Consider the following 20,865-nt stretch of genomic DNA (forward strand, 5'->3'; position numbering starts at 1 on the left):
CCTCCGGTGTTCGAACCTGTTTCCAGGGTCGCACTCACTTTCCACTTTGGCAAGTACTTTCCGAAGATGTGGATGAGGGGCGAAGACCCCGACCCGACGCCGGGACCCCCGATCGGCCACCGCCCGGACCCGGGGCACCGCTCCGGTGCGCTCCTGCGCGCCCGGTGGGGCGGGACGCCTCCGGCTCCGTCTGACCTTGAGGTGTGGCCTCGCGCCGCGCTCTCCTCACGGGTCGGGGCCGCCGGGTCGCCGCCCCAGCGTGCCCGGTGGGGCGCCCCCCGGCCCCGCCCGGGCTTGAAACGTGGCCTCAAGGGCCGGGCTCTTTCGGGGGGCCGGAAGGCCCCGGCTCGGCATTGTGGACTCGGTCGGGCCGCCGCCACCCGACCCGGAGGTGCGCCGGTTCGATGGAGGTCCGAGGGGCGCCGAGGGCACCGCCCCGGCGTGCCCGGCGGGGCGCCTCCGGGCTCCGCCGTCCCACTGGCCGGGGGCGGGGCGCGGTCTCAGCCCGCCGGGGTCTCGCGGTAGAGCACCAGGTGCTCGTGGTACAGCACCCCGTCGCGCACGTCCCCCGTGGCGGTGAACCCCGTGTCGTCCACGTAGTCGATGTGGTCCCCCGTCACCGTGTAGCGCCCGGTGTAGGCGCTGCGGCGGTTCCCGCGCGCCTCGTCGTAGCGGCCGTCCGGCAGCAGCTCCTGCCGGATGAAGCCGTCTGCGGTCACCCACATGCCCACGAACGGGTGCGGCGCGGTGGTCTCCTCGGCCATGGCGGCCCTCCTTCTTCTTCCTCGTGTCGGCGTACTCCCACGACGACGGGGCGTCTCAGCGGACGACACCGGCCGGGACCCGGTCCCGAAACCCGCGTACGCGCCCGCACGGCCCGTCGGTGTCCCCCACCACGAGCACGTCGGCGCAGACCGGGACACCCGTACCCGGGTCACCGGCCCCCCTCCGGCGCGGCCTCGGCCGGGCGGCTGTCCCGGAACGCATGGCGTGCCCCCCGGCCCGTGCGGTGGACGACACCGTCGATCCTCGTGCCGCCCGAGCCGCGGTTCCAGGCCGCCGTGCACCCTGGTGTCCCACTCCCAGGCACTGCGCGGCACCCCTCCCGGAGCCCGGGACGGGGACCCTCAGGCCCGCCCGGTGCGCGTCCCCGCGCCCGCCTCCGGACCGTTCTCCGGGTACAGGGTGTGCAGGGAGCCGAGCAGGGCGAGCGCCTCCTCGGACGGGCTGCCCGGTTCGGCCTGGTAGACGACCAGCTGCTGCCCGTGCCCGTCGGCGTTGTTGACCGTGAAGCTCTCGTAGTGCAGGTCCAGCGGCCCGACCGCGCTGTGGTGGAGCCGCTTGGCGCCCCCGCTCTTGCCCCGGACGTCGTGGCGGGCCCACAGCGTCCGGAAGTCCGTGCTCCTGAGGGAGAGCTCCCCGACGAGCGCGCTGAGCCGGGGGTCGTCCGCGCGCGCCCCCGCCGCCTTGTGCAGTTCCGCCACGACCGCCGCGGCGGACCGGTCCCAGTCGCGGTGGAACCCGCGGGCCGCCGGGTCCAGGAAGGTCATGCGCGCCAGGTTGTCCGTGACCGTGAAGTCCGCGTGCAGGGCCGCGGCCAGGCGGTTGCGGGCCACCACGTCCAGCGTCCCGCCCAGGACGAAGGCCGGGGTGTCGCTCCAGCGGTCCAGGAGCCGGAGCAGGTGCGGGTTCACCCGCTCCGGGCGGGCCGCGCCCCGGCTCCGCCGGCCGCCGGCCAGTGCCAGCCGGTGCAGGTGGTCGGTCGCCTCCCCGTCCAGCAGCAGGGCCCGGGCCAGGGCGTCCAGCACCTGGGGCGAGGGGTTGCGCTCCCGCCCCTGTTCGAGCCGCATGTAGTAGTCGGTGCTGACCCCCGCCAGGATCGCGACCTCCTCCCGGCGCAGCCCCGGCACCCGGCGGCGCCCGGAGCCCGGCAGCCCGACGTCCTCGGGCCGGACCCGGTCCCGCCGTGCCCGCAGGAAGCCTTCCAGGGTGGCCCGGGGTTCCGCGCCGGTCGTTTCGTCGGTGCCCATGGACCCAGGCTAGGACGGACCCCGGCCGTGCGGGCGGGCCGAGGGTGGGTGCGTTCCACCCACCCTCGCGACGGCCTCCCGGGGCCGCCCGCGCCCCCGGCGCGCTGCCGTGATCCGTGACACACCAGGCGTGCCCGCCGGGGCCCGCGGCGCCCCCGGGAGGGGGCGCCGTCCCCCCGCGTCCCCACGAGCTGGGAAGACCACCGCGCGGCGCCGTCCGGGGCCTTCGACCGGCTCGGGGCGGAGGGGACGGACGGCCCCGCCACATGCACTAATCTGGCGCGACGATGCCCGCGAAAACTGATCTCGAACTCCTGCGCGCCCACGAACCCGTGCTCATGTGCACCGAGGGAGAACTCTTCTTCCCCACCGATGTGGACGCCTACGTACGCAACTGCAGTCTGTGGATCGAGGAGCCCGGGGGCCGCGAGCGCGTCATCGTCCCCGTCGGGGAGCTCGACCTCGACCGCCTGGCCACCGCCGAGGAGGAGTGGCCCGGACGCCACAAGCACCTGCGCTTCGTCCAGGAGGAGACCCTGCGCGAGGAGGCCCGCCGCTTCCGGGGCAGCTCGCGCACGGTCATCCCCAAGAGCGGCCGCCTGGCCGCCGTCGGCGTCCTGGGCCGCATCCTCGACATCCTGATGAAGCTCTCCCTGCTGATCCGCGGCGCGGTCCCGGGCGGCCTCACCTTCGCGGCGGTGACCCGCTACCGGGAGCGGGTGGACGACGGCAACGCCACCTACTACGGCCGGGTCACCCGCGAGGGCGGCTACATCATCCTCCAGTACTGGTTCTTCTACGCGATGAACGACTGGCGGACCATCTACGGCGGCGTCAACGACCACGAGGCCGACTGGGAGCGCGTGACCGTCTACGTCGTGGAGAACCCCGACGGCACCACCCGCCCGATCTGGGTCGGCGCCTCCTCGCACGAGTACCACGGCGACGACCTGCGCCGCAGCTGGGACGACCCGGACCTGCACCGCGACGGCGACCACCCCGTCATCTACGTCGGCGCGGGCTCGCACTCCCACCAGATGCTCCCGGGCGACTACCTCATCCAGGTCGACCCCTCCGTCCTGCGCGGCCTGCTCAACGCCTGGAAGTGGATCACCCACCGCATCTTCCGGGCCGACAGCGCCATCAACCGCCACGGCATCGGCGTCCCCTTCGTCGACTACGCCCGCGGCGACGGCGAACGCCTGGGCCCGGGCGGCGCCCGGCAGTGGAACGCCGTCGTCATCGACGACGACACCCCCTGGCTCAAGGGGTTCCGCGGCCTGTGGGGCCGCGACACCCGCGACTTCTTCGACGGTGAGCGCGCCCCCAGCGGCCCCCGCTACGAACGCGACGGCACCATCCGCCGCTCCTGGGCCGACCCGCTGGCCTGGGTGGGTCTCCAGAAGGTCGCCCCCACCGAGGCCGCCGCCCGCGCCGAGCTGCGCTCGCACGTCCTCTCCCTGGAGGAGCGCATCCGCGAGTTCGACGCCGACATCGTCAAGCGCCGCGACCGCCTGCGCCAGCTCGACTCCGCGCGCATGGTCCTGGCCCGCGAGGCCAACACCCGGCCCCGCGCCCGCGCCTACGCCGAGGAGATCGCCGCGCTGGAGAAGGAGCTGGCGGGCGTCTACGAGAAGCGCGTCCTCACCGCCGACGAGCGCGACAGCCACCTGCGCGCCCTGGCCTCCGAGACGCCCCTGGTGCCGCGGCCGACCGAGCACCTCAAGGCCCCGCACCTGCCCTACTCCTCGGGGCAGCAGCGCACCACCCGCTTCCTGCACCTGTGGGTGGCCCTGAGCACCCCGCTGCTGCTGATCGCGCTCGCGCTGCCGCTGTTCCTCCTGGAGGGGCAGTTCACCTTCTACGCGATGATCGGCGTGGTCGTCGCCTTCGCCGCGGTCGACTCGATCGCCCGCCGCAAGTTCCTCCAGTACCTCACCGGACTGGCGGTCCTGGCGGTGGTGGTCGGCCTGGTGGTGGGCGTCATCGCGGCGTTCGTCGTCAACTGGCGCATCGCCATCACGGTCCCGGTGGTGCTCATCGTGGTGCTGCTGCTCGTGGTCAACATCCGCGACCTGATGCGCCGCTGACCCGGCCCCGGCCCCCGGACGCGCCCCCGCCCCGCGGCGGGGGCGCGTCCGTCGTTCCCGGCGGGCACGATGGGGGCATGAGCGACACCCTGTTCACCGGGCCCCCGGCGGAGATCGCCCCGGGGGCCGTCCACCTGCCGGGGTGGCTGCCGCCGGAGCGGCAGGCCGCCCTGGTCGAACGCTGCCGGGAGTGGGCGGCCGGGCCCGCCGGGATGCTCCGCCACACCATGCCGCGCGGCGGCCGCATGTCGGTGGCCATGACCTCACTGGGCTGGTTCTGGAGGCCCTACACCTACGAGCGCACCCTGCCCGACGGCACCCCGGTGCGGCCCTTCCCCGCGGAACTGGGCGCGCTGGCGGCCCGCGCGGTGGAGGCCGCCTACGGCGCCCCACCCGCGCCCGGGACCCCGCCCTACGACGTCGCCCTGGTCAACTTCTACGACGCCGACGCCCGCATGGGCATGCACCAGGACCGCGACGAGGCGGCCCTGGAACCGGTGGTCTCCCTCAGCCTGGGCGACACCTGCGTCTTCCGGTTCGGCAACACCGAGACCCGCACCCGCCCCTACACCGACGTGGAACTGCGCAGCGGCGACCTGTTCGTGTTCGGCGGCCCCTCCCGCCTGGCCTACCACGGGGTGCCCCGTACCCGGCCCGGCACCGCCCCGCCCGCCCTGGGCCTGACGGGGCGCCTCAACATCACCCTGCGCGCCTCCGGCCTGGCGGCCGACCCCGCCCCCTGAGCCCCCGCGGACCCGTGCCGCCACGGGCGTGTCGGGGCGCCCCGCGGCCCGCGGGCGGCCAGGATCGTGCACGGCGGCGCCACCGACGACGAGAGGACACCCGCGTGAACACGGGCGGACCCGGATCCCACGACCCCGAACCCCGTGCGTACCCGGGCGGCGGGCTCCCCTCGCCCGAACGCACCCTGGCCCTGGGCCGGGCGGGCGCCGAACCGGCCGGCGCCACGGCCCCCGGCCGCATGTGGATACGCCTGTACCGGGACGGCCGCCCCGACGGCACCGCCGCCACCCCGGCCCGGGCCAGGGAGGCCCTGTCCGGACACACGGGCCGCATGGCCTGGATCGCCCTGGCCGACCCCGCCCGGGACCAGCTCGCGGAACTGGCCCGGGTCTTCCGGCTGCCCCCGCTGGCCCTGGAGGACGCCGTCGTCGCCCACCAGCGGCCCAAGGCCGAGCTGTACCGCGACGTCCTCTTCGCGGTGCTGCGGCCGGCCGGGTACGACGAGGACGCGGAGGCGGTGCGCGTCGGCGAGGTCCACGTGTTCGCCGGAGAGGACTTCGTCATCACCATCACCCACACCGACCGGCTGGACCTCTCCGCCCTGCGCCCGCGCCTGGAGAAGGAGCCCCGCCTGCTCGCCCGCGGGCCCCTGGCGGTGCTGTACGCCGTCCTGGACCACGTGGTGGACGCCTACGCCCCGGTCGTCGCGGCCCTCCAGGAGGACGTCGACGAGCTCGAGAACGAGGTGTTCTCCGGGGCCCGCGGCACTTCACAGCGCACCTACCGGCTGGCCCGCGAGGTCATCCTCCTCCAGCGCGCGGTGGACCCGCTCGGCCGGGTCCTGGAGGAGTTCATGGCCCGCCTGCGGGAGCCCGCCGAACAGCGCGGCCCCGGCGGGCCCCGGCCGCGCGGGGACCGCGGGGAGCTGGAGCACCTGTACGGCCACCTGCGTGACACCGCCGACCACGAGGCCGCGGTGCGCGAGCGCGTCGACGCGCTCGCGCAGCTGCTGCAGAACATCATGTCGGTCAACGGCACGCTCGTCGCCCAGGCCCAGAACGAGGCGATGAAGAAGGTGTCCTCCTGGGGCGGCATCCTGGTGGTGCCCACCCTCATCGCCTCGGTCTACGGCATGAACATCCCGCCCTCGACCGGGTTCGGCTGGACGTTCAGCTGGCCGCTCGCCCTGCTCCTGATGGGGCTGTCCAGCCTCTGCCTGTACCTGGTCTTCCGCCGCAACGGCTGGCTGTGACCCCGCCGCGCGCGGACCGCCTCACATCCGCCAGGGCAGGTTGCGCCACGGGCTCTCCGGGTCGGTGGCCAGCACCCGGTGCGCCTTGACCGAGTCGGTGTAGTACACGCCGAACTCCCCGTCGTCGAACCCCATGGCCCGGCCCAGGGTGAACCCGGCCGACATCTCCTCCCACGACCCGTGGTGGCGCATCGACATCGCCCCGGCCCGGACGATGTGCGGCAGGGCCGCGTCCTCGGTGGCGTAGCCGGCGTTGACGCCCCACCGGGCCAGGTTGACGGCCCGCCCGAAGTCGTAGGCGCGCACCGTGCGCACCACCGCGCCCCGGGGCAGCACCCCGTCGGCGACCATGCGCTCCTCGTACTCCCACACCCGGGCGGCCTCGGCCACCATCTCGTCGTAGGTCTCCCTGGGGGCGCCCCGCTCCCTGCACCAGTACGCGACGAGGTCGGGCCACGTCCCGGCGTCGAAGGGGACCCCGGGGCGGGAGTCCACGACCCGGGCGCGCAGTTCCAGCACCAGGGACAGGGCCGTGGGCGCGCGGTCCGCGGCGGTCAGGGACACCAGGGCCCGCTCCCACCCGGCGTGGTCGGTGATGCCCCAGGCCGAACGCAGCTTCTCGCGGTCGTCGCGCGCGTCGCAGCACGAGCACGCGGAGTGGATCGCGTTCCACACCCCGCCGTTGGCCACGGGCATGTGCGCCCCGTTCGCGAAGGCGTGCGCCAGCGGTCCCTGGAACACGCCCCGGGGGTCGCTGCGCAGCCGCGGCCTCTTGGTGAACAGGCCCATGTCCATCCGCCTCTCACGGTTCTTCCGCCCCAGGATCCCAGCGCCGTCTACCGGGGGTCGAGCAGGGCCGAGATCTCGTCGGCCAGCTTCCGCGCGGTGGCCTCCCGCGCCCTGGCCTCGTCCAGTCGTTCACGCCACTGCCGCCCGGCCTGGTCGGCCTCCCGCCGCAGCCGGTGCAGCTGCGCCTCGCGCGCCTCCGCGGCCGACCGGGCCTCCCGCAGGTCGCGGACGAGGAAGCCGACGGCGCCCAGCGCGCACCCCGCGGCCAGGAACCAGGCGAACCCGGCCTGGGACACCAGCGCCAGGACCACCAGGAGCGCGGCCAGCACCCCGAGCCCCCACACGTAGAGGCGGCCTCCCTGCTCGGCGCGGTAGCGGAGGGCCAGCTGCTGTTCGGCCCGGTCCAGCTGCGGGGTGGTGGGCCCGTTCTCGGTGACCCCGACCCGGACCCCCTGGACGGTGACGGTCGTGGACTCCGGCAGCGGGGCCGAGGCCTGCCGCAGCAGGTCCTCCACGGTCCTCGTCACGGCCGGACGCTGCAGGACCAGCGCGAAGGTGCTGCGGTGCGGGGTGGCCCCGGAGGCGCGCAGGTCCTCTGCCAGCAGGGAGGAGACGGTGCCGACCCCGTCGTCCCAGCCGGGCCTGCGCCCGCCGTCGCCGTTCTCGATGACCGCGCGCAGCTCGTTGGCGCGGGCGATCAGCGGGGCCTCCTCCGGGGTGCCCTCCTCCACCAGGGCGACCAGCGCCTCGGTGAGGAAGGAGGCGCTGCCCTCGTCGGGCGCCGTCCGCTCCGCGCCGGTGTCCCCGCCCGGCGCGGTGATGCGGGCGACGTCGCCGTGCAGCGCGGTGAGCCTGTCCACGGCCGCGGCGCGGGCGTCCAGCTGCGCGTCCGGGGCGCTGCCGCCGCCGCGGCGGCCGGAGCGGGAGGACCTCCCGGAGGCGGCGGGGGCCGACAGGTCGAGCGCGGGCGCTTCGGCCCCCAGCGCCGACCAGTGCCGCAGGGTGGAGAGCAGCAGCTGCTCGCGGGCCTCCTCGCCCAGGGACCCGTCGGCGGTGAGGATCCACAGGGCGCGCCGTCCCCGGCTGATCTGCTCGTCGGGGGCGGGCAGGTGGGGGAGCAGGTCGCCGGAGCCGCCCAGGGTGCGGGCGTACTCGGCGCGGGTGAGGGCGGCGGCCAGGACCGAGAAGGCGGCGGCCCGCTCCGGGTCGCGCCGGGCCGCCTCGTCCAAGTGCGGGAGCGCTCCGGCGGGGGAGCCGGTGAGCAGCGCGTGCAGGCCGTGCGCGGCGGGCGGGAGCCAGTAGTCGGGGACGTCCTCCAGCTCCAGGACGGCGGGGACCGACCCGTCGAGCATGGCCAGGACGCGGTGCCGGGCCAGCGCGTGCGGGGAGAACACGGCCAGGGTGGCGCGGATGTCGCTGAGCTCGATGAAGGCGTCCAGGGTGGCCGAGACCCGGTCCAGCCTCTGTTCGAGGCCGCCGCGCAGGCTCGACAGCTCCGAACGCATCCTCTTGCGTTCGGAGTACAGCATCGAGTGGGCCGAGCTGACGTCCTCCTGCAGCTCCCTGAGGCGCCGGTTCTGCGAGTAGTCGATCCAGTCCATTCCCGTTGCTTCTCTCTCCAGGGGTCCGGGCACGTGCACGCCATGGCATGGGATGTGCGCGGCGGCCCGGGGGTTCCGCCTCCGCGGAGAATGTGAGCGTTCGGTGACCCGGGAGGGCCGGACCGGCGGGGACTGTGGCCGAGGGTGACGGGACCGGTACGGAAAAGGGATTGGTAATACTAATCACCCGGCCTAGCATGGGAGCGCTCTCATACCTGGAAGGCCGCCGATGGACCACCCCGCCCCGTATCCCGCCCTGCCCCCGCACCTGCTCTTCGGTACCGCCACCGCCGCCTACCAGATCGAGGGCGGGGCGAACGAGGGCGGCCGCGGGCCCTCCATCTGGGACACCTACTGCCGCACCCCCGGCCGGGTCGCCCGCGGCGAGACCGGTGACGTCGCCTGCGACCACTACCACCGCTACGAGGAGGACGTCGCCCTCCTGGCCGCCCTGGGCGTGGACCTGTACCGCTTCTCCGTCGCCTGGCCGCGCGTCCAGCCCACCGGAGCGGGCCGCCCCAACGCCGAGGGACTGGACTTCTACGACCGGCTCGTCGACACCGTCCTGGCCGCCGGGGTCGAACCCGCGCTCACCCTCTACCACTGGGACCTGCCCCAGGCGCTGGAGGACGCCGGCGGCTGGCGCGTCCGCGACACCGCGCACCGGTTCGCCGAGTACGCCCGCATCGTCGCCGACCGCCTGGGGGACCGGGTCTCCCGGTGGATCACCCTCAACGAACCCTTCTGCACCGCCTTCGTCGGCCACGCCGTCGGCCGCCACGCGCCCGGCACCCGCGAGGGCACCCCCGCCCTGGCCGCCGCCCACCACCTGCTGCTGGCCCACGGCCTGGCCGTCGGCGAGCTGCGCGCGGCCGGCGCCGGGGAGGTCGGCATCACCCTCAACCCCGACCACCTCGTCCCCGCCACCGGTTCGGCGGCGGACCTGGCCGCCGTCGAACGCGCGCGCACGCTGCACAACCGGGTCTGGCTCGACCCCCTCTTCGCCGGCGCCTACCCCGACAACGAGAGGGAGGTGTGGGGGGACCTCGTCGACGACTCCCTGCGCCGCGACGGCGACCTCGCCGTCATCGGGCAGGAGCTGGACTTCCTCGGCGTCAACTACTACCGGCCCATCAAGCTCCGCGACGCCCCGCACACCGAACCCGACCCGGCCGCCCGCACCGCCGTCGACATCGGCACCGAACAGGTCGCCTACGAGGACGTCCGGCACACCACCATGGGCTGGCCCGTGGTGCCGGAGACCTTCACCGAGATGCTCGTCGACCTGGACCGGCGCTACCCCGGCCTGCCGCCGGTCTACATCACCGAGAACGGCTCCGCCGAGGAGGACCTCCCCGACGCCTCCGGCCGGGTCCGCGACACCGACCGCATCGCCTACCTGAACGACCACCTCACCGCCCTGGCGGCGGCCGTCGAGGCGGGCGTGGACGTGCGCGGCTACTTCGTGTGGTCCCTGCTCGACAACTTCGAGTGGGCCTACGGCTACGAGCGCCGCTTCGGGCTGGTGCGGGTGGACTACGAGAAGCTGACCCGCCACCCCAAGGACAGCTACCACTGGTACCGCGGGCTCATCGCCGACCACCGCGCCCGCCGCGCCGGGGCCGGGGACTGAGGTCCCGCCGTCGCCCGCGCCCGAGTGGGAGGGCGCCCCGGCCCACGGCACGGGGGCGGCGCTTCCACACGGGACGGGCGGGCGTCCGCCGGGCGCGGGGTTCAGGCCCGGCGGCGGGCGATGTCGCCGAACGCGCCCACGACGGCGCCCAGGGCGAACATCGACGCCTCGTCCTCGTCCATGTGGACCAGCCCGGCGGGCAGCAGCACCCGGTAGGGCTTGTCCTCCCCGTTGGAGAGGATCTCCAGGCCGTCGATGATCCCCTGCCCCTTCAGCATGAGGAGAGCCTCCTCGACTCTTCCCCTGCGGTCGCCGCGAGACCAGATCGACATCGTTCAACCCTCACTACGGCCCGGGGCCGTCGCGGGCGGGCGCACGGCGACGCGGTTCCCGTCCGGACGGGCCGACAACCCCAGTGATACCACCCGAGCACCGGGCGTACACGCCCTGTCCGGATTCTCCTCCTTGTCCGGAAGCGGCCAGTGGTCGGGCTTTGCGGTGCCGGGGCCGCCGGAGCGCGGGCGGCTGCGGCCGGACGCCCGCGTCCGCGCCGCCCGGGCCGTGCGGCCGTCGGTCCGGTGCCGGGTCAGCCCGTGATCGGGGTCATGGCGCCGCCGCGCACGTCGACCGCGCTCACCTCCACCGGCGCCGCGGGCGGGCCGTCGCCGAGGCGGGGGCCGGCCACCGCCAGCACGGGGCCCTCGCCGTCGCCCTCGGCCCCGCCCGACACCCGCACGGAGGCGGCCTCGCGCGAGGCCGCCGCCAGGTAGTGCCACCGGCCGTCGGGGGCCTCCCACCAGGTGCCCGCCACCACCTGCCGGTCCAGGTTGCTGCACGCCCAGCCGCCCGCGCTCTCCCCGGCGACCACCGCCGCGGTGCCCTCGTCGGTGGTCGCCACCAGCACCGCACGGGCCAGGCCGCCACCGTCGTGGGTGCCGTAGCGCAGGCACACCCACCGGCCGGAGCCTCCGCCGGGCAGGTCCTGCACGGCGAACTCCCAGGCCGTCGCCGTGACCACCGGTCCGCGCGGCGGACCGCCCGCGCAGGCGACCTCGCCCCACAGGTCGAACCCGTGCTCGGCGTCCAGGACCTCGTGCGGGCCCAGGCGGCGGATCTCGGCGGGCGGCGGCGGCATGTACCCCAGGTGGGCGGTGGCCGGCCCGCCCAGGTCCACCACCGTGTACGGCTGGCCGTGCGCCACCTCGGGGGCGCGCAGCCGCAGCACCGGGCCGGTGCCGCAGTGCCCGTCCGCGGGCAGCGGGCCGGTCACCCCGTGCTCATCCCGCGGCACCTCGGCCCAGCCCTCCTCCGCGGAGCCCAGGGACGCCGACGCCGCCTCGGTGACCCACGGCGGCAGCAGGTAGCGCACGCCCTCGGCGGTCTCGGACAGGCGCACGGCGGGCCAGTTGGCCACGCCGTTCGCGGGCTCGGCGAACACCTCCACATCCTCGGCGTCCCCGTCCCGGGTGTAGCGGGCCGTCCGGGGGGCGTCGTGCAGCAGCACCACGTCGCGGCCGTCCACCCGGCCGGCGAAGACCAGGCGCGGATCGCGCGGCGCCCGCCCGTCGTGGTCGGTCCAGGCGGCCAGGGCGGCGTCGGCCAGACCCTCGTCGCCGACGGCGTCGCCCCGGGCGGGCCACGCGGTCAGGTCCAGCCGGAAGCTCTCCCGCCAGGCGTCCCCGTCGGTGAGGACGGCCGCCTCCACCGGTGCGGCCGCCGGCCCCGGGGGCCCGGGCCGCGCCTGCGTCGTCAGGGCCAGGGCCGCCAGCGCCAGGACGAGCAGCCCGGCCCCGGCCGCCGCCAGGGCACCGCGGGCGGGCGGCGCCCCGCGCCCGCTGACCCGCACCACGGTGGGGTCGGGCGGGCGGAACCCGTCGGCGACCGCCGCCGCCCGGTCCAGCGCCCCCTCGGGGTCGGCGGCCCCGGCCCGCCGCAGCAGGGCCGCGGCCTCCTCCGGCGCCAGCGCCTCCACCCGCAGCAGCGCGTACCCGGCGCGCGCCGCCGGGTCCAGCCCGTCCAGGGGCTCCAGCGCCCGCTCGAAGGGGGTGATCCCCTCCACGGGCGACACCCGCAGCCCGGCCGCGCCCCGCCGCGGCCGCCTGCCGCGCAGCGCCCGCCGCAGTACCCGCAGCCGCACCCGCGGGTACTCCCGCGCCCGGGGGTTGCGCCGCCCCCACGGCAGCGCCCGGGACACCAGCCGGTGCGCGCTCGGCAGCAGCTCGTGCGCGGGCGGGCGGCCGGACAGCGTGAGCAGCGCCAGGAGGACGAGGTTGCGGTACGGGTCGCGGGGGAGGGGGCGGACCGGGGGAGTGGGCATCGGGGCTCCTCGGGGATCTTTCCGAGCGAGCCTAGGGAAACCGGTGCGGGTCCACCCGGCGAACGCCGATACCCGCCCCCTATGTCCCGAAAGTCCCACCCCGCAGGCGTTTTCGGCCCCGGCGGCCGGCCCTCGCCGGCCCGGCCGAACCGGTGACCCCACGGGAACAGAGGACGCCGCGACCAGTGCCCGACGCCCGATCGCCTCCTCGGCCGGGAGCTCCCGCCGAGGTCGTTCCGGCGCGCTCAGAAGCGCGATCTCCGGAGCCTCCTCGCGCGGGCAGGGCCTGCCGTGCGCGTCGGGACACGGGCCTTCCCTGGTCGTGGCCGGGTGTCCAGGATGTTGTCCAGGCCCTGTCCAGCGGTGTGCCCGGTACCTGTCCGACCCTCCTCCGCATCCTTCGGGGGACCCACCACACCGGGTGGGCGGAAGAAGGGAGATCCGGGTGGACACATGGGTTCACACCCCGATCGGTATGGAACCGGACCGATGGACGACCTGGCGGGCCCAGCGCAGGGTTCTGGCGATCGCGCACACCGTCGCCGACACCCAGAGGCTGATGGACCCCGTGAAGCTGCTGGCCTCGGACCCCCGCGTGCAGGTCGTCTTCACCATCGCACCCCACTCCGTGTTCGGCGCGGGCGTGCGTACCTGGCTGGAGGAGGTCGGCCCGGCGGTGGTGCCGTGGGAGCAGGCCGTGCGCACCCGCTTCGACGCGGCGCTGGCGGCCAGCCCCAGCCGTGACCTGGACATGGTGCACGCCCCGCTGGTGCTCTTCGCCCACGGGGTCGGGTTCAACAAGCTCATCCCCGCACGCCCCGGCCGGCACTCCGCCGGCCCCCGGCAGACCTACGGGCTGGCGCGGGAGAACCTGCTCCGGGAGGGGCGCCTGATCCCGGCGCGCGTCGCGCTCGCACACCAGGACGAGGAAGCGCGTCTGGCCTCGGAATGCCCGGAGGCCGCAGGGGCGGCACGGGTGGTGGGGGACGCGGTCGCCGACCGCTTGCTCTCGGCCGCCGAACACCGCGACCTGCACAGGGCCGCTCTGGGGATAGGACGTGACCAGAGGCTCGTGGTGGCCGCTTCCACCTGGGGACCCGCCTCCCTGCTCGGAGCCGACCGCCGGATCCTGGCCCACCTGGTGGCCCAGGCCCGGGAAGGCACCTGCCGGGTGGCCCTCCTGGCCCACCCGAACGTGCGCGCCGCCCACGGGGCCTGGCAGGTCGAGGAGTGGCTGCGTCCGCTCACCCGGGCCGGCCTGATCCTCGGACCGGCCTCCCCGGAGTGGGTGAACGTCCTGGCGGCGGCCGACGCCGTGGTCGGCGACCACGGGTCCACCACGCTCTACGCGACCCTGCTCGGCCGCCCCGTGTTCGTCACCCGCAGCGGAGCGGCCGACATCGACCCCGCCTCGCCCATGGGCGAGGCCCTGCGAAGCCTGCCCGTGGCGTCGGGCCAGGGCCCGTCCCTGGGCCTGCTCCTGGAAGGAGGGCCCTCCGAGGCGGAGCAGCGCACGGTGGCCCGTCTGGCCGCCCGGGTCACCTCCCACCCCCTGGGATTCGCCGACCGCGCCCGCGACCTCCTGTACGAACTGCTGCACCTTCCCGATCCCATCGCCCAGGACGCCTTCGGTCCGCCCGCCGCCGGACTTCACGGGGAGCGGTCATGAGCAGCCCGCCGCGCATCGTGGTGGCCGGCGTCGCGAACCTGTGCACGGCCGCCACCGTCACCACGACCGCCGCCTCCGGAACCGACGACCGGCGCGAGCACACCACCGCCATGACGACCGGCGTCAGCGGTGTGGGCGCCAACCTGGCCCTGACCCTGAACCGCCTGGGCACCCGGGTGGACCTGTGCACCCTCATCGGCCAGGACCCGCCCGGCCGGGCCATCCGCGCCGGACTGGAACAGGAGGGGCTCCACGGACCGGGATGCGTCCCCACCCCGTCCTCCGCACTGGCCCTGTGCCTGGTCGACGGGAACGGGAGCAGGCGCTCCGCCACCTATCTCAACGACCTCGCCGACGCCCTCTACCCCACCTCGGTCTTCACCGATCTGGTCCAGGGCGCGGACCTGGCCGTACTGACCACCATCGGGTTCACCCGGCCCCTCATCGCCCACGCCCACCGGGCGGGGGTCCCGATCGCGGTCGACGTCCACGTCGTCGCCGACATCGACCACCCCGAACAGGAACCCTGGCTGCACAGCGCCGACGTGGTCTTCTGCTCCCACGAACGGCTGCCGTGCCCGCCCCGGGCATGGATCCGGCACGTCTTCGACACCTATCCCGGATGTGTGGTGGCCGGGGTCGGGTGCGGTGACCGGGGAGCCATGGTCGGCACACGCGAGGGTCTGCTGGTGACCGCCCGCACCCGGCCGCCGCGGCCCCTGGCCAACACCATCGGTGCCGGAGACGCCCTGTTCGGGTCCTTCCTGCACGGCTGGGTGGCCGCCGGAAACCCGGCCCAGGCCCTGCACGACGCCGTCCTGCATGCGAGCTGGCTCATCGGGGACCTGTTCCCCAACCACGGCCGCCTCGACCGGGACCAGCTCCGGGAGCTGGCCCGTACTCATCCCGTCCACATGACCGTGGACCGGTGGTGAACCCCTATCCCAGCCCTTCCAGCCGCTGCTCCACACGCTTGCGGGCGGGGTCGCCGGTCACCAGAAGGGCCGATGCCCGCTCGTAAGCCGACCGGGCCCGGGTGAGGTCGCCTTCGTACTCGGCGACCTCACCCAGGACCTCCCACGCCTTGCCCTCGCCCGAAGAGGAACCCCGCGCACGCATCACCTCCAACGCCGCCTCGGTCTCGCGGCGAGCCCGGCCCGGCATCGACCGGGCCACCAGCACCGACCCCAGGGCGATCCGCACACGCGCGGCATTGTAGGGGTCGCCGGTCAGGAGCGGCAGCGCGCGCTCCAGATGCGTCTGGGCCTGGACAGGCGAGCCGGCGGCCAGATGGGCACGGCCCAACATCATCAAGGTGATCGCCTTGTTGTGCTCGATCCCGGTCTGCTCGTCCACCTCCAGCGCATCTTGAAGGTGCACGAGCGCCTCATCGAACCGCCGGTTCCGGAAGGCGAGGATGCCCCGGCGCTGCCGGGTCTGGGCGACGCGCTCCAGGTCCCCGGCCGCGGTCCAGATCTGTTCGGCGTCCGTCAGGTCGGCCATGGCGTCGTCCACACGGCCCAGGTGGCCGTACACCAGCGCGCGCTTGTTCAGCAGCCGTCCCAGCGCCCGCGTCTCTCCGAGTTCACGCGCACCGGTGATCGCCGGGGTGACCGCTCGCAGGTACAGGGACGCCTGCCCATGGTGCAGGAACAGCGACCACAACCCTTCGACCAGCCGCAGGGCCTGGCGGGGGTGTTCGCGGATGAGGGCGAGCTCGGCCAGGGCCGCCAGATTCCGTCGCTCGTCGTGCAACCACTCGGTGGCCTCGGCCGGCGTGGAGAACGGCGCCTCCTCCAGTGCCGGGGGAGCCACGGCGTACGGACGCAACAGGGCGTCCGCGGCCACGGACAGGTCACCGAACATCTCCAGGAGCCGGCCGACGCCTTCGGAGAAGGCGCGGGGGGTCTCCTCCTCAGCGGCTTTTTCGCGGGCGTGCAGTTGCAACAGGTCATGGAAGCCGTAACGGCCGTCCCGATACTCCGTCAGCAGATGGTGGTGTGCGAGGTCCTCCAACAGGCCCTCGCAGGCGGAGATCGGATCACCGGTCACGTACGAGGCGATCTGTGAGGTGAGGTCTGGGCCGGGGTGCCAGGACAGCCGCCGGTACAACCGGGCCTGAGCGGGGTCGAGGTTCCTGTAGGAGAGATCGAACGCCCCGCGCACCGATACCTCCAAACCGATCCGCTCACCCGTGTCCGCGAGCCTCCCCAGGCGTGCGGAGGTGTCTCGGAGCCTGCGTTCGACCCGGTTCCACGACCGCCAACGATGGGCGCTCTCGCCTATCGCCACGGTGCACACGGCCACCGGGAGCCCCGCGCACAGGTCCACGATGTGGCCGATCGCCGCTTCCTCCTGGCTGGTGGCCGGGGGCCGACCGCTCAACCTGGTGAGGAGTTCGACGCCCTGGGCGGAGTCCAGCGGGGGGACCGTGATGATCTCGGCTCCGTCGATCCGCAACCCTGCGAGGTGGATCCTCGAAGTGACGATCACCGTGCTCTTCTCTCCCCCGGGTAGCAGGGAGCGGACCTGCGCGGCGGAGAAGGCGTCGTCCAGGAGCAGGGCGATGCGCGTCCGGTCGGTGACCGAGCGCCACATGGCGGCGCGCGCGGCCAGGTCCGCCGGCACCGTTCCGGGCTCCACGCCCAGGGAGACCAGGAGGACTTCCAGCGCCTCGTAGGGATCGGTGACCCTCCCTTCGGAGAATCCGCGCAGGTCGACGAAAAGGGCCCCGTCCGCGCTCAGTTCCGCGTGGTCGTGCAGGAAGCGGGTGGCCAGAGCCGTCTTGCCGACTCCGGCCACGCCGGTGAGCACGATCAGGCCGTTCCTCCGATGCGTACGGGCACGGGCGAGCGCGTCGGAGACCATCGCGGTCGACTCGGACCTGCGCACGAAGGTCGCGGGCGGTGTGGGCAGTTGGCGGGGCGGGGGCCGCCGGCGTTCGCCCGTCAGGTGCACGTCGCCTCGGAGCGTGCCCACCTGGATGGAGGTCCCGCTGATATGGCCTTGGACGCGGTTCTCGGAAGGGGGACGGTGGTGGGGAGGGGTGTCCACGTTACTCCCATGACACACGGATCTTCGTTGCGGTACCGAGCAGGGGTTCGATCTCCTTCGTCGGAGTCGTATCCGGACCTGTCGATCGTGCGAGGACTTCCATGAGAACACGAAAATGTCCGTGCACGTGCATCTGCACGTTCTGGTACTCTTGCAGAAAGGCTGTGGAGTGCGACTTCGCAGTGGCTAACCAAAAGGCCCATCGCGATCAGCGATGGGCCTGATGGTCAATCCGCAATGGCTGTTAGAGGATCGCCCCCTGCTCCGGTATGTGGGTGCCCAGATAGATCACCCAGCCGAAGGCGAGGGTGAAAAAAGCAGCCGCTTCGGCTACTCTTGGGTACTTCATTGTTCTCCTAGCTAGGCCCTGAATCCTTGGTAGTTGCAGGGGCCTGGTCGGTCAGCGCAATGAGAACGGGGCGCCTCAAGGATCTGCAGTCCAGGGCGTCCCGTTTCACTGCTCTGAAGAGGGTGTTTGCCGCTTATCGGCGTGCTCTGCGTGTGACTCGGTGGCATCGTACAGACTTCCACCCTGGGGGTGGGCCTGTTTCAAAGGTCCCGAGGGTCACGATTCGGGCGGAGCCGTCGTATCCAGTAATAGCTGGATTAGTGAGGCTTCTGGCGCCGCGAGTTCATCGTACAGGGACGCGGCGGCCTCCAGGTGGGTCCGGCCCTGCCGGCTCCGGCCCAGGATGTGGAGCTGCTGTCCCAGCAGGTGATGGGCCTTCGCGCTCTCCCGCCGCAGACCGTACCGGGACGCGACGGCGAGCCCGTCCTCGAGGAGTTCCACCGCGGCCCGGGGGGCGTCGGCCTCCAGCTCGATGAGCGCCAGCCCGAGGCAGGCGTCGAAGACCGCGGCGGGGGGAGCCGAGCCGCGCATCTCCAGGCTGCGGCGGAAATAGACGCGCGCCTGGCCGGGTTCCCCGTTCATGGCATAGGCCGCCCCCGTATTGGACAGCACCATCGGAGCCGCCCACGGGTCGGGGAAGCGCTCCATGAGGTCCAGCGCCCGGGAGAGGCATTCGACGGCCCGGGCGGGGCGCTGGCGGTGAAGTGCCAGTTCCCCCATATTCGCCCACACGATGGCCTCTTGGCGGTCGTCGCCGTTCTCTTGGGCCGACGCGAGTGCGGCTTCGCAGAGGCTCCATGCCTGGCGGTGGTAACCCAGTTGCTGGAAGGCGCCGGCGAGGTTGACCTGTATCCCGGAAAGCGATCGCGGATCGGGAGACCGTTCCAGTACCGAGATCGCGTCGCTGAAATCCGCCACCGCCTCGTGGAAGGAACTCACGGTGAAGTGGCACAGGCCCCGGTGCCGCAGGGCGAAGAGGATTCCGGCCCTGTTCCCGTGTGCTTTGAAGTCCTCCAGGGCCCTTTCCAGGAAGGAGCGGCTCCGGTCGTAGTCCCCGGAGACGTAGTGGAACAGCCCCTGGAGCGCGACGCACCACACCCGCCCCAGGGGCTCGTCCATCCGGGCCCACAGGCCGTCGGCGGCGCGGGCGTGCTCATGGGCCCTGTCGAGTTCCCCGCAGCGCCACAGGGCGCGGGCCAGGTCGTAGTGGGCCCTCGCCGCTTCCCTTGCGTTCCCGTGCTCCCGCACGTACGCCACAGCCCGTTCGTGCAGCAGGAGGGCCGGCTGCCAGGGGCCGTGGAGATCCAGGTACTCGGCCACGGCGTGCGACAACTCCGCCGCCACCCCCTCCTGCCCCCGCTCGTACGCCTCCCGGATAACCGTGAGAACCCGGGGCAGTTCGGTGCGCATCCACCTTTGGGCGAGAACGGGATCCTGCTTCGCCGCCTGCGGAGCGGGACCGCGGAGGCCGTGCCCGGGGCGGTGGGGGTGGAGCACCTCGTCGGCGGCCCGGCACAGGGAGAGGTAGGTGTCGTGCATCCTGTCGTGTGTCCGACGCAGCTCCTCGGCGGACAGCGTTTCGTGGGCACGGTGGAAGGCGTGGTTCTTCAGCAGCGTGTGGAACCGGTACCTGCCCGGTTCGTGCTCCTCCAAGAGACAGGCTCCGACCAGCGCGTCCAGGGCCCGGTGCGCCTGCTGCGCGCCACCGCCGATCAGGGCGACCGCGACCGGCGCCCCTATGTCCCGCGTCGGATGCAGCCCGAGGCGCGAGAACGCCTCCCGCGCCGGCGGGTCCACGGCCCGGAGTGCCAGGTCGAACACCCGGCTCAGATCCATGTGACCGAATCGGAACGCCCCCACTCCCGACCGCTCCGAGGACGGGAACCGGGCGAGCAGTCCGTCGAGGGACCAGGAGGGGTGCAGCCGCAACATGGTGGCCATCAGCCGCAGAACGAGCGGGAGCCTGTCGCAGCGGGCGACCAACTCCTCCAACAGCGCCCTCTCGTCGGGGTGTTCGATCACACGGCCGCTGGCCGTGCTGAACATGTCCGCGCATTCGTCCACCGAGGGCAGCCCCAGCGGGAGGTGGTCGGCCTCGTCGAGTTCGGGGAGCTGGAACCTGCTGGTGATCATCGTCGCGCATTTCTCACCTGAAGGGAGCAGCCCGGAGACCTGTTCGGCGCCGGCGGCGTCGTCCAGCACCAAGAGGACCCTTCTGGACCGGGTGTGCTCCCTCCACAGGGCCACCTGGCCCGTGAAGGACTCCGGAATCCGGGAGGCCGGTATGCGCAGCAGCTGTAGCAGCTCCGTGACGGCCTCACCCGGGGTGAGCGGCTCCAGCCGTTCGTGATTGCCCCGCAGGTCCAGATACAACCGGGCATCGGGGTAGTCGCCCTTGACCTGGTGGGCGACCCTGATGGCCAGTGCGCTCTTGCCGATCCCCGCCATCCCGCTGATCACCCAGGTCCGCGGAGAGGACGGGGACTGTTCGCGCAGGCTCGTGTTCAGCAGAAGCTGCTCGGCCTCTCTGTGGCGGAACAGGGTCAGGTCACGGCCGAGGTTGTCCGGTGCCGAAGGTGCGAGGGGGCCGTCCCGGAGGGGTGTCGGGTCCTTGTCGGCCGGCGGTGCGGCGGTGTGTCGGAGGAGGGTTCGGAACTCCTGCTGTAGCTCCCTGGAGGGGTCGACGCCGAGTTCCTCCGTCAAGCGTTCCTTGAGCTGCTGGTAGAGGACCAGCGCGTCCGCGGTCCGTCCCAGCTCGCGTAACCCCCGCAGCGCATGGAGGTGGAGCACCTCGTTCAGCGGGTAGTGGACGAGGGCGTCATCCAGGACGCGGACCACCGGAGCGGCATCGCCCAGGTCCAGCGCCAGCGACGCCCACTCTCCGAGGGTCTCCTGATAAGCGCGTTCCATCGACAGCCGCATCCGGGCCATCCACCTGCCGGACAAACCGGCCAGGGGAGTACCCCGCCTCAAGCGGACGGCCTCCTCCAAGGCGGAGCGGGCGGACGCGTGGTCCCCGGCCTGTTTGAATGCCGAGGCCCGGGACCTCGCCAGGAGGAGGCGCTGCCAATCCAGACTTCCCGCGGGTAAACGGAGCAGATAACCGCCCTCGTTGTGGGACAGCAGCCCCCGGTCGACGCCGGATTCCTCCAGTCTGCGACGCAGACGTGTGATGTAGGTGTGCAGGGTGCTGCGGAATGTCGAGGAAGGGGAATCCCATAACCGCTGGGCCAACTCGGGTAGGGCGAGCGAGGTATTCCCGGCGAGGGCCAGGTGCACCAGTAGTTCGCGTTCTCGCCCGGAGCCCAGGGGGACGGGCATGCCGTTGGCATGCAGG

The 20,865-nt window shown here is 73.5% G+C and carries 14 protein-coding genes; 6 read left to right on the forward strand and 8 right to left on the reverse strand.

Annotated features, from left to right (window positions below; translation table 11 throughout):
- Window positions 1-500 precede the first annotated feature (500 nt).
- Together K1J57_RS21960 and K1J57_RS21965 are read right to left on the reverse strand one after the other, a co-directional pair.
- Entirely contained in the window at window positions 501-764 is a 264-nt protein-coding gene (locus K1J57_RS21960) for an Atu4866 domain-containing protein (protein ID WP_220560486.1), read from the reverse strand.
- A gap of 363 nt (window positions 765-1,127) precedes the next feature.
- A complete protein-coding gene (locus tag K1J57_RS21965; protein ID WP_220560487.1) occupies window positions 1,128-2,030 on the reverse strand; it encodes a helix-turn-helix domain-containing protein in 903 nt (300 codons plus the stop codon).
- 287 nt (window positions 2,031-2,317) lie between these two features.
- Here K1J57_RS21965 and K1J57_RS21970 point away from each other — a divergent pair, with 287 nt between their 5' ends.
- The 3 genes from K1J57_RS21970 to K1J57_RS21980 all read left to right on the forward strand — a co-directional run bounded on the left by K1J57_RS21970 (window position 2,318) and on the right by K1J57_RS21980 (window position 6,116).
- The gene (locus tag K1J57_RS21970) at window positions 2,318-4,120 is read left to right on the forward strand and encodes a hypothetical protein (RefSeq protein WP_220560488.1); all 1,803 of its coding nucleotides are present in this window, start codon (window positions 2,318-2,320) and stop codon (window positions 4,118-4,120) included.
- A 77-nt stretch (window positions 4,121-4,197) separates the two neighbouring features.
- Window positions 4,198-4,863, forward strand: coding sequence for an alpha-ketoglutarate-dependent dioxygenase AlkB (locus tag K1J57_RS21975; RefSeq protein WP_220560489.1), 666 nt, complete (start codon window positions 4,198-4,200; stop codon window positions 4,861-4,863).
- A gap of 185 nt (window positions 4,864-5,048) precedes the next feature.
- Window positions 5,049-6,116, forward strand: a complete 1,068-nt coding sequence (locus K1J57_RS21980; protein ID WP_255647221.1) for a magnesium and cobalt transport protein CorA — start codon at window positions 5,049-5,051, stop codon at window positions 6,114-6,116.
- A 21-nt stretch (window positions 6,117-6,137) separates the two neighbouring features.
- On the opposite strand, the gene K1J57_RS21985 is transcribed toward K1J57_RS21980, so the two are convergent.
- Both K1J57_RS21985 and K1J57_RS21990 read right to left on the reverse strand, forming a co-directional pair.
- Window positions 6,138-6,911 carry a DUF1266 domain-containing protein gene (locus K1J57_RS21985; RefSeq protein ID WP_255646492.1) on the reverse strand — a complete coding sequence of 258 codons (774 nt, stop codon included), beginning with the start codon at window positions 6,909-6,911 and terminating at the stop codon, window positions 6,138-6,140.
- 41 nt (window positions 6,912-6,952) lie between these two features.
- A complete protein-coding gene (locus K1J57_RS21990; RefSeq protein ID WP_220560490.1) occupies window positions 6,953-8,506 on the reverse strand; it encodes a hypothetical protein in 1,554 nt (517 codons plus the stop codon).
- Window positions 8,507-8,735: 229 nt separating this feature from the next.
- Between K1J57_RS21990 and K1J57_RS21995 the strand changes: the two genes are divergently transcribed.
- Entirely contained in the window at window positions 8,736-10,139 is a 1,404-nt protein-coding gene (locus K1J57_RS21995; RefSeq protein ID WP_220560491.1) for a GH1 family beta-glucosidase, read from the forward strand.
- 101 nt (window positions 10,140-10,240) lie between these two features.
- Here K1J57_RS21995 and K1J57_RS22000 read toward each other — a convergent pair whose 3' ends face one another.
- Together K1J57_RS22000 and K1J57_RS22005 are read right to left on the reverse strand one after the other, a co-directional pair.
- Window positions 10,241-10,417, reverse strand: a complete 177-nt coding sequence (locus tag K1J57_RS22000) for a hypothetical protein (protein ID WP_255646493.1) — start codon at window positions 10,415-10,417, stop codon at window positions 10,241-10,243.
- A gap of 308 nt (window positions 10,418-10,725) precedes the next feature.
- Window positions 10,726-12,456, reverse strand: a complete 1,731-nt coding sequence (locus K1J57_RS22005; protein ID WP_220560493.1) for a hypothetical protein — start codon at window positions 12,454-12,456, stop codon at window positions 10,726-10,728.
- Window positions 12,457-12,931: 475 nt separating this feature from the next.
- Between K1J57_RS22005 and K1J57_RS22010 the strand changes: the two genes are divergently transcribed.
- Both K1J57_RS22010 and K1J57_RS22015 read left to right on the forward strand, forming a co-directional pair.
- Window positions 12,932-14,125, forward strand: a complete 1,194-nt coding sequence (locus tag K1J57_RS22010; protein ID WP_220560494.1) for a hypothetical protein — start codon at window positions 12,932-12,934, stop codon at window positions 14,123-14,125.
- Window positions 14,122-15,060 (forward strand): carbohydrate kinase family protein, encoded by a 939-nt coding sequence (locus tag K1J57_RS22015; protein ID WP_220560496.1) that lies wholly within the window; start codon window positions 14,122-14,124, stop codon window positions 15,058-15,060. Before K1J57_RS22010 ends, K1J57_RS22015 begins: the two co-directional genes overlap by 4 nt.
- Before the next feature lie 4 nt (window positions 15,061-15,064).
- Here the strand turns inward: K1J57_RS22015 and K1J57_RS22020 are convergent, their stop codons facing one another.
- Window positions 15,065-17,104: a tetratricopeptide repeat protein gene (locus K1J57_RS22020; RefSeq protein WP_255646494.1), complete on the reverse strand. Its 2,040-nt coding sequence runs from the start codon at window positions 17,102-17,104 to the stop codon at window positions 15,065-15,067.
- Window positions 17,105-17,744: 640 nt separating this feature from the next.
- Window positions 17,745-20,849 carry a BTAD domain-containing putative transcriptional regulator gene (locus K1J57_RS22025; RefSeq protein WP_255647222.1) on the reverse strand — a complete coding sequence of 1,035 codons (3,105 nt, stop codon included), beginning with the start codon at window positions 20,847-20,849 and terminating at the stop codon, window positions 17,745-17,747.
- Window positions 20,850-20,865: the final 16 nt, after the last annotated feature.

Source organism: Nocardiopsis sp. MT53, assembly GCF_019598965.1.
Lineage (GTDB): Bacteria > Actinomycetota > Actinomycetes > Streptosporangiales > Streptosporangiaceae > Nocardiopsis > Nocardiopsis changdeensis.